Genomic DNA, 7,578 nt, shown 5'->3' on the forward strand with positions numbered 1-7,578 from the left:
GGCACGGGGGGCCGCTGGCCCTTCGTGGGCGCGCTGGCCGTCGCGCTGGCTTTGGCGGTGGTCGCACTTGCGGTGCTGGGTCGCCTGCCAGGCGGCCGCGTCGGGTCTGGTCCGAAGCCGGCGCCCCCGGAAGGGAGAGACGGATGAGCCCGACCGCAGCCGGACCGACCCGGTTCAGTCCTTTGCCTTGGCGGCGGCTTTCGCCTGCTTCTTGAACGTGCGCACCTTCTGCAGCGACTCCTCGTCCACCACGTCCGCGACCGAGCGGAACGAGCCCTCGTCGCCGTAGGCACCGGCCGCCTCCCGCCACCCCTCGGGAGCGACACCGAGCTGCTTGCCGACGAGTGCGGCGAAGATCCTCGCCTTCTGCTCCCCGAAGCCGGGCAGGGCCCGCAGCCGGGCCACCAGGTCCTTGCCGTTCTTCGCCTCCGTCCAGATCCGCTCTGCCTGTCCCTCGTACTCCTGCACCACGACGCTCGCCAGGGCCTGGATGCGAGCCGCCATCGAACGCCCGTAACGGTGCACCGCCGGTGGTGTCGCGCACAGGTCGGCGAACGCCTCCGGCTCGGCGGCGGCGATCGCGGCCGGGGCCAGCGTCCCGAAGCGCTCCAGCACCTTGGCCGGTCCGCGGAAGGCGTGCTCCATGGGGAACTGCTGGTCGAGCAGCATTCCGGTGAGCAGGGCGAAGGGATCCTTGCTGAGCAGCTCGTCGGCGGCAGGCTCCTGGGCGATGCGCAAGGTCGGTGAGGTGGCCATGCGGGCAGTCTAGGTCGGCTGAGCCGCCGGCGGGCGGGTCGAAGCCCTGCCTCACGCTCCCATCCGCCTCACGGCGTCCGCGACCCGGACGAACGCGTCCAGGACGCGCCGCACAGCCAGCCGCTCGGCTCGGTCGCGTCGCATGACGGCGAAGACGTAGCGCCTGGAGGGGATCCCAAGCAATGGTCGAAGAGCCAGACCGCGCTCCTCCCGCGTGGTGAACCGTGGCAGCACCGCGAGGCCCTGCCCAGAGGCGACCAGGGCCTCGATGAGCCTGTTGTCGCGCAAGCGCTGGGTGACCCGCAGGCTGTTTCCGGTCTTCCGCTCGATCGCCTGCAGCACCGTGTCGAAGGGATAGCCGACAGGCACACCGATCCAGTCCTCGTCCACGAGATCCTCGGCGCTGACCGCCTGCCGCCGGGTGAGTGGGTGCTTGGCCGGGAGGGCGATGTCGAGCGGCTCCCGGACGAGTCGTACGGCCCGCAGACCCTCGGTCCCGGCCGGAGCACGGCTGGTCAGGCTGTGCGCCAGCACGATGTCGTGATCGGCCACCAGCCCACCGAACTCGGCCTCGGCCAGGTCCACGTCGGTGCAGCGCAGCTCGATCCGCTCCCCGCGAAGCTCGTGCATCACCTGGGGAAGCAGGAAGGTGGCGGCGCTCGGCAGCATCGCGAGGGCCACGGCGCCGCTGGGAGCATTGCGGAACTTGTCCCACGTGGCCTGCACCCGCTCGACCGCCTCCGCGACCTCGAGGCCACCGCCCGCCAACAGCCGGCCGGCCTCGGTCAACCGCAGCCCGCGACCGGCCGGTTCCACCAGCATGGCACCGAATTCACGAGATGCCACCTTCAACTGCTGCGACACCGCCGAAGGCGTGCGGTGCGTGGCTGCGGCGACGGCCGTCACACTCCCCCGCTCGGCCAGGTCACGCAGCAGCTCGAGGTGCCGAACGTCCATGTAGCGATGCTACACAATAGGTGCACATCTATTCGCTTGTGCTCAACTCCGGTTCAAGGTGATTCTGGAGCAATGCCGCTCAGCCACCGGGCCCTCGCCGCCTCCGTCGCGGTGATGTGGGGCCTGAACTTCCTGGCGATCCACCTGTCGCTGGAGCACTTCCCGCCGCTCTTCCTCGTCGCCCTGCGCTTCGGGCTCATCGCCGTCCCGACCGTGCTGCTCGTGCCTCGCCCGCACGTGCGGCTGCGGTGGCTGGTGGGTTACGGCCTGGGCTTCGGCACCCTGCAGTTCCTATTCCTCTACTGGGGCATGGCGGCGGGCATGCCGACCGGGCTCGCCTCGCTGGTGCTGCAGGCCTCCGCGCCGTTCACCGTCGTGCTGGGTGCCACGGTGCTTCGCGAGCGCGTCACCGGTCGCCAGGTGGCCGGCATACTCATCGCCGTGGCCGGCCTGGCCCTGGTCGGCTCGTACCGGGCCGAGGTGGCCGACCTCACGCCCTTCCTGCTCACCCTCGGCGGGGCCTTCGGCTGGGCGGTCGGCAACCTCTGCAACCGTCAGGCGCGTCCTCCGAGTCCGCTGCACCTCACCCTGTGGATGTCGGTCGTGCCACCGCTCCCGATGCTCGCCCTGGCCCTGGCGTTCGAGGGGCCGCACCGCATCGGCACGTCTCTCGCCACCGCCGGCAACGCCGCCGCAGTCCCCGCCCTGCTCGGCCTGCTCTACACGGTCGTCATCGGCACTGTGGTGGGCTCGGGCGTGTGGACGTGGCTGATGGCCCGGCACCCCGCCGGGATCGTCGCGCCCTTCTCGATGCTCGTGCCGGTGGTCGGCATGTCGGCCGCGTGGTTGCTCCTGCACGAGTCGGTGAGCCGCACCGAGATCGTCGGCGGCCTCATCGTGGTGACCGGGGTGCTGCTGGGCAGCGCGCGCCGCCGGACCGGTCGGAAGTCAGCTGTAGGCGCCCCAGCCGTGCCAGCGCTCGACCTCGATCCAGGCGCTCACGCGGGGACGCTCCCGGTTGGGGTAGGCGTCTCCCCCGTAGAGCCGGGAGAGCCGGTCGATGTCGGAGAGGTCGGTGTCGTCGGCGAACTCGACGACCCGGCCCTGGACGCTGACGTGGTCGTACCAGTTGCCCTCGGCGAGCGCGGTGAGCGAGACCCGAGGGTCGGCACGTAGGTACTTCAGGCGCGCACGTCGGGCATCCATGTTGACGAGAATCCGGCCGTCTTCCTCGACGAGGTACCACGTGGCGACGGAGACAGGCTGACCGTCCGCGCGAACGGACGTGATGACGGCGGGATTGGGCTGCCGGAGCATTTCGAGCGCGTCGGCTGAAAGCGGTGCTGCTGGCATATCGGCTCCTTCGGTCCGAGAGCGCCGTCAGTGCCCCCGCGGACCAGACCGGGGACGGCGCCCAGTGGTCGTCTCGACGTCAGGTTAGTGACCGAGGCGGCTGCGGCTCACTGCCGGGTCGCCTCGGCTGCCGACAGCACCACCGACCGCAGGTCACCGCCACGCTCGAACGCCGCACGCTGCTGGTGCGCCCCGGTGCCCTCGGTGAGGATGCGTTTGACTCCGTCGACGACCCAGGACTGGTCACCGGTGGAGTGCAGGGCGTCGAGGACGTGCTCCACCAGCCTGCCGACCACGTCGCCGGCCGCCCGGGGCCGTCCGGTCAGAGGATCGAGCAGGGGCCCGTCGACGGAGGAACGGCCGGCGCGCCAGTTGGCCAGGCGCAGGACCGCCGTCGGCACGTCGGCCGGAGCCTGGCCCGCTCGCCACTCCCGAGCGGCGGTTTCCACCAAGGCGCGCGTCAATCCGGCGATGACAACTGAGTCGCGCACGTCGAGGCAGATGTCCGCAACCCGGATCTCGACGGTGGGATAGCGCTCGGAGGACCGGGCGTCGAACGAGACCATGGCGGAGTCCAACAGCACGCCGGTGGCCACCATCGCCTCGACGATCCGCCGGTAGTCCTGGACGGATCCGAACACGTCCATCGGCCCGTGGGAGGGCCACCGGCTCGCCACCTGGGAGCGGAAGCTGGCGTATGCCGTGTCCTCGCCCTGCCAGAACGGCGAGTTGGTGCTGAGGGCCAGCAATACCGGCAGCCAGGGGCGAATGCGGTCGAGCACCGCGATCGCCTCCTCGTCGGACTCCACCGAGACGTGGACGTGCGCGCCACAGATCAGCTGCTGCCTCGTGGTCAGGCCGAGGTGTCCGATCATCCGCTGGTAACGGGCGACCGGCATGACCTCCGCATCCACCGGTAGCGGCGAGGTGGCCAGTGCCGCAACGCGTGCCCCGCTGCGACGGGCACGCCGGTCGGCCTCCGCCCGACGCGCCCGCAGCTCGTCCACCAGGTCACCCAGCCGTTCCCGGGGTTGGGTGTGGGTCTCGATCTGTTGCCGATGCAGCTCGGCTTCGAGCACCTGCTCGGACTGCTCCTCCCGATCACCGTCCGGGGACGAGCGCCGTTCGTCGGCGGCGAGCTCCTGGAGCACGACGTTGGCGACCGCCCTGGCGGCGCCCGTCTCGGCGTCGACCAGGAGGAGCTCCTCCTCGATCCCGACGGTGCGTGCGGCCACCGGGTCAGTGCCCGCTCTCGATGTGGACACGCACGGGCGCGGACAGCTCCACCGTGCGGCTGACCGTGCAGAGGCGGTCGTGCGACTTGCGCACCGCGTCAGGCAGCAGGTCGCGGGCGGCATCGCCGTCGTCCCCCTCGGGGAAGCGCACCCGGAAGACCATGTCGACCGGGCCGAGGTGGTTGCCCTGGTCGTCCCGCACCTTTTCGGCCCCCACGGTCACGTCGAACGTCTCCGGCTCCGCCCGCCGAGTGGTCAGGATGTCGACGTCGACGGCCGAGCACCCGGCGATCGCGGCCAGCAGCAACTCGACCGGGGTGAAGTCGTCATCCGCACCACTGCCGAAGGCGAGCTCGCCCCCGCGGGCGTTCGTGGCGACATACCGGCCTGAGCTGGTGCGCGTGAGAGAGACGGAGCGGTGGGCGTCAGACGTGGCCATGGGCCTAGCCTGCCAGAGTGACGACCACGGGAATCCCCCAGCCACCCCCCGGCAAGCTCGTGCTGTTGCGCCACGGCGAGACCGAGTGGTCCCTCTCCGGCAGGCACACCGGACTCACCGACTTGCCCCTCACCGAGAACGGTGAGATGGCGGCCCGGGCGACCGCGCCGCTGCTGGCGAGCCGCGACTTCGCGCTGGTCCTCACCTCTCCCTTGCAGCGCGCCCGGCGTACCGCAGAGCTCGCCGGCCTCACCGGGGCGCAGGTGGACGAGAACCTCCTCGAGTGGGACTACGGCGGCTACGAAGGTCGCACGACCGAGGAGATCCGCGCCGAGCTCGGCTACGACTGGAACGTCTTCCACCAGGGCGTGGTGCCGGGCGACACGCCGGGCGAGACTGTCGAGGACGTCGCGGCCCGCGCCCGCAAGGTCATCGACCGCGCACTGCCCGCCCTGGCGGAGGGCGACGTCGCACTGGCCGGGCACGGACACTGCCTGCGCATCCTCGCCTCCGTGTGGTTGCGGCAGGAGCCGCGGTTCGGCGCCCAGCTCGACCTGCACGCCGGATCGGTGAGCGTGCTGGGCCACAAGCACGAGGATCCCGCGATCGTCACCTGGAACCGCTCCCCCCGCCTCTGACCCTCGCCCCGACCTGCCCGTCCCGCTCCTTCGTGAATGCCGGGAATGCCGGGACAGGGCACACCAGCAGGCGCGCCACGGCGCAGTCTCAGCCGCCCGGGAGCTTCCAGGTGTGGACCGGCTCGTTGCTGTGCATCCCCTCGACGTAGCGCTCCAGCATCGCGCGCAGCGCGGCCACCCGGTCCAGTCCCTGCGCCTCGAGGCGCTCGACCGCGGCCACCTGCCACGCCGAGCCGTTCACTCCGGACCTGCACCGGTCGGCGATCACGCCGAGGAAGCGGTCGCGCACCGCCGCAGACACGCCCCAGCGCGCGAGCCCCTCGTGGGCCAGCGGCAGCAGGTGCCGCAGCACCAGCTCGGGGATCGGCACTTCGCCGTATCCCGGCCAGTAGACCCGGGCGTCCATGCCGCGCTGGGCGGCCGACCGGAAGTTGTCCGCGGCAGCGGCGAAGCTCATCTGCGTCCAGACCGGGCGATCCTCCTCCGCGAGCATCCGCAGCGTGCCGTAGTAGAACGCCGAGTTGGCCATGGTGTCAACGATGCTCGGACCGGCCGGCAGCACGCGGTTCTCGACGCGCAGGTGCGGGCGGCCGTTGACGATGTCGTAGATCGGCCGGTTCCAGCGGTAGACCGTGCCGTTGTGCAGCCGCAGCTCCGAGAGGCGCGGGGCCTCCCCCGCCTCCAGCACGGCCACCGGGTCCTCGTCGCTCACCTCGGGCAGCAGCGACGGGAAGTAGCGGACGTTCTCCTCGAACAGGTCGAAGATCGAGGTGATCCACCGCTCCCCGAAGAAGACGCGCGGGCGCACTCCCTGGTTCTTCAGCTCCACGGCCCGGGTGTCGGTCGCCTGCTCGAACAAGGCGATTCGCGTCTCGGCCCACAGCCGCTTGCCGAAGAAGTACGGCGAGTTGGCACCCAAGCCGATCTGCGGCCCGGCGAGCGCCTGCGCGGCGTTCCAGTGGGGCGCGAAGTCCTGCGGCGCGACCTGCAGGTGCAGTTGCACGGAGGTGCAGGCGCTCTCCGGGGCGATCGTGTCGGAATACATCGCGAGCCGCTCGCCGTCGGGACCCTCGATGTCGATGAACAGGTCCTCGCCGCGGGCGATGAAGATGGCGTCGTTGAGCGCCGCGTAGCGGGCGTTGGCGCTCATCCACTCCGCGTGGAAGTCGTCGGGCATGAGGGTGGGCAGGATGCCCACCGTGACGAGGCGCGCGCCGGTCTCGTTGGCCTTGCTCTCGGCGTGGTTGAGGCTCGTGCGCAGGTCCTCCTCCAGCACCAGCGCCGCGTCCCCGGGCAGCGGCCGGGGGTTGACGTTGAGCTCGATGTTGTACTGCCCGAGCTCGGTCTGGTAGCCCGGGTCGGCGATGCTCTCGAGCACCGCGGCGTTGGTCATCGTCGGCTGGTAGTCGGTGTCGACGAGGTTGAGCTCGATCTCCATGCCGGTCATCGGCCGCTCGAACTCGAAGACGCTCGTCGCCAGCATGCGCTCGAACACGTCGAGATCCTGCTGCACCTTCTCGCGATAGCGCTGCCGCTGCTCGCGCGTGTATGCCGTGCCGGTGACGTCCTCGCCCATGGAGCCTCCTGTGCCCGCGCATCTGCCAGCGCTTGTGCTCGACCCAACCACAACCTGCCCGTGCGGGGAAGGAGTTGGCCCCGGTTCGACCGGCGCGCCGCCCAAATGAGCCGGTCTGTCGGAGGACCGTCCTAGCCTGCGGGTGTGCGCCTGATCCACACTTCCGACTGGCACCTGGGGCGATCCTTCCACCGGGTGGGACTGCTTGATGCCCAGGCGACGTTCATCGACCACCTGGTCGAAGTGGTCCGGTCCGAGTCGGTGGAGGCCGTGCTCGTGTCCGGCGACATCTACGACCGTGCGTTGCCGGGCCCCGACACCGTGGCGCTCCTGTCCGAAGCGGTCCGGCGGATCATCGACGCGGGCGCCCAGGTGGTCCTCTCCAGCGGCAACCACGACTCCGCGATCCGGCTGGGCTTCGCTGCGGAGCTGCTGGGCCGGGCAGGTCTGCACATCCGCACCACCGTCGACACCATCGGCACCCCGGTCCTGCTCGGCGACGTCGCCGTCTATCCCCTCCCCTACCTGGAGCCGCCGGCCACGGCCACCCACCTGGGCGCCGCCGAGGTCACGCACGCCGGGGTGCTCCGCGCCGCGATGGCCCGGGTGCGCGCCGACCTCGAG

General features: G+C 71.0%; 8 protein-coding genes and 1 pseudogene. 3 read left to right on the top strand and 6 right to left on the bottom strand.

Annotation, left to right across the window (positions count from 1 at the left end; translation table 11 throughout):
- Window positions 1–174 precede the first annotated feature (174 nt).
- A complete protein-coding gene (locus FRW57_RS14220) occupies window positions 175–756 on the bottom strand; it encodes an HhH-GPD-type base excision DNA repair protein (protein ID WP_137120840.1) in 582 nt (193 codons plus the stop codon).
- A gap of 51 nt (window positions 757–807) precedes the next feature.
- The gene (locus tag FRW57_RS14225; protein WP_152186298.1) at window positions 808–1,713 is read right to left on the bottom strand and encodes a LysR family transcriptional regulator; all 906 of its coding nucleotides are present in this window, start codon (window positions 1,711–1,713) and stop codon (window positions 808–810) included.
- Window positions 1,714–1,827: 114 nt separating this feature from the next.
- Between FRW57_RS14225 and FRW57_RS14230 the strand changes: the two are divergent.
- Window positions 1,828–2,571 (top strand): annotated as a pseudogene (locus tag FRW57_RS14230) (EamA family transporter); the annotation flags it as partial.
- A gap of 90 nt (window positions 2,572–2,661) precedes the next feature.
- On the opposite strand, the gene FRW57_RS14235 reads toward FRW57_RS14230, so the two are convergent.
- The 3 genes from FRW57_RS14235 to FRW57_RS14245 all read right to left on the bottom strand — a co-directional run bounded on the left by FRW57_RS14235 (window position 2,662) and on the right by FRW57_RS14245 (window position 4,740).
- Complete coding sequence (locus FRW57_RS14235; protein ID WP_137120838.1) at window positions 2,662–3,066, bottom strand: TIGR03618 family F420-dependent PPOX class oxidoreductase; 405 nt, start codon at window positions 3,064–3,066, stop codon at window positions 2,662–2,664.
- Window positions 3,067–3,173: 107 nt separating this feature from the next.
- Window positions 3,174–4,301: a carboxylate-amine ligase gene (locus tag FRW57_RS14240; protein ID WP_152186299.1), complete on the bottom strand. Its 1,128-nt coding sequence runs from the start codon at window positions 4,299–4,301 to the stop codon at window positions 3,174–3,176.
- A 4-nt stretch (window positions 4,302–4,305) separates the two neighbouring features.
- The gene (locus FRW57_RS14245) at window positions 4,306–4,740 is read right to left on the bottom strand and encodes an OsmC family protein (RefSeq protein ID WP_152186300.1); all 435 of its coding nucleotides are present in this window, start codon (window positions 4,738–4,740) and stop codon (window positions 4,306–4,308) included.
- A gap of 17 nt (window positions 4,741–4,757) precedes the next feature.
- On the opposite strand from FRW57_RS14245, the gene FRW57_RS14250 reads away from it, so the two are divergent.
- Complete coding sequence (locus FRW57_RS14250; RefSeq protein ID WP_238384570.1) at window positions 4,758–5,378, top strand: histidine phosphatase family protein; 621 nt, start codon at window positions 4,758–4,760, stop codon at window positions 5,376–5,378.
- Window positions 5,379–5,466: 88 nt separating this feature from the next.
- On the opposite strand, the gene FRW57_RS14255 is transcribed toward FRW57_RS14250, so the two are convergent.
- On the bottom strand, window positions 5,467–6,954 hold the full coding sequence (locus FRW57_RS14255) for a glutamate-cysteine ligase family protein (RefSeq protein ID WP_152186301.1): 1,488 nt from the start codon (window positions 6,952–6,954) through the stop codon (window positions 5,467–5,469).
- 144 nt (window positions 6,955–7,098) lie between these two features.
- Between FRW57_RS14255 and FRW57_RS14260 the strand changes: the two genes are divergently transcribed.
- Window positions 7,099–7,578, top strand: a 480-nt coding sequence (locus FRW57_RS14260) for a metallophosphoesterase family protein (protein ID WP_152186302.1), incomplete at its 3' end; no start/stop codon positions are given.

Origin of the sequence: Segeticoccus rhizosphaerae, assembly GCF_009192725.1 — a bacterium.
Classification (GTDB): Bacteria; Actinomycetota; Actinomycetes; order Actinomycetales; family Dermatophilaceae; genus Segeticoccus; species Segeticoccus rhizosphaerae.

What these genes read in the sequence shown, in the direction of transcription:
- FRW57_RS14220 (WP_137120840.1), bottom strand. Translation starts at nt 756, where the DNA reads ATGGCCACCTCACCGACCTTGCGCATCGCCCAGGAGCCTGCCGCCGAC.
- FRW57_RS14225 (WP_152186298.1), bottom strand. Translation starts at nt 1,713, where the DNA reads ATGGACGTTCGGCACCTCGAGCTGCTGCGTGACCTGGCCGAGCGGGGG.
- FRW57_RS14235 (WP_137120838.1), bottom strand. Translation starts at nt 3,066, where the DNA reads ATGCCAGCAGCACCGCTTTCAGCCGACGCGCTCGAAATGCTCCGGCAG.
- FRW57_RS14245 (WP_152186300.1), bottom strand. Translation starts at nt 4,740, where the DNA reads ATGGCCACGTCTGACGCCCACCGCTCCGTCTCTCTCACGCGCACCAGC.
- FRW57_RS14255 (WP_152186301.1), bottom strand. Translation starts at nt 6,954, where the DNA reads ATGGGCGAGGACGTCACCGGCACGGCATACACGCGCGAGCAGCGGCAG.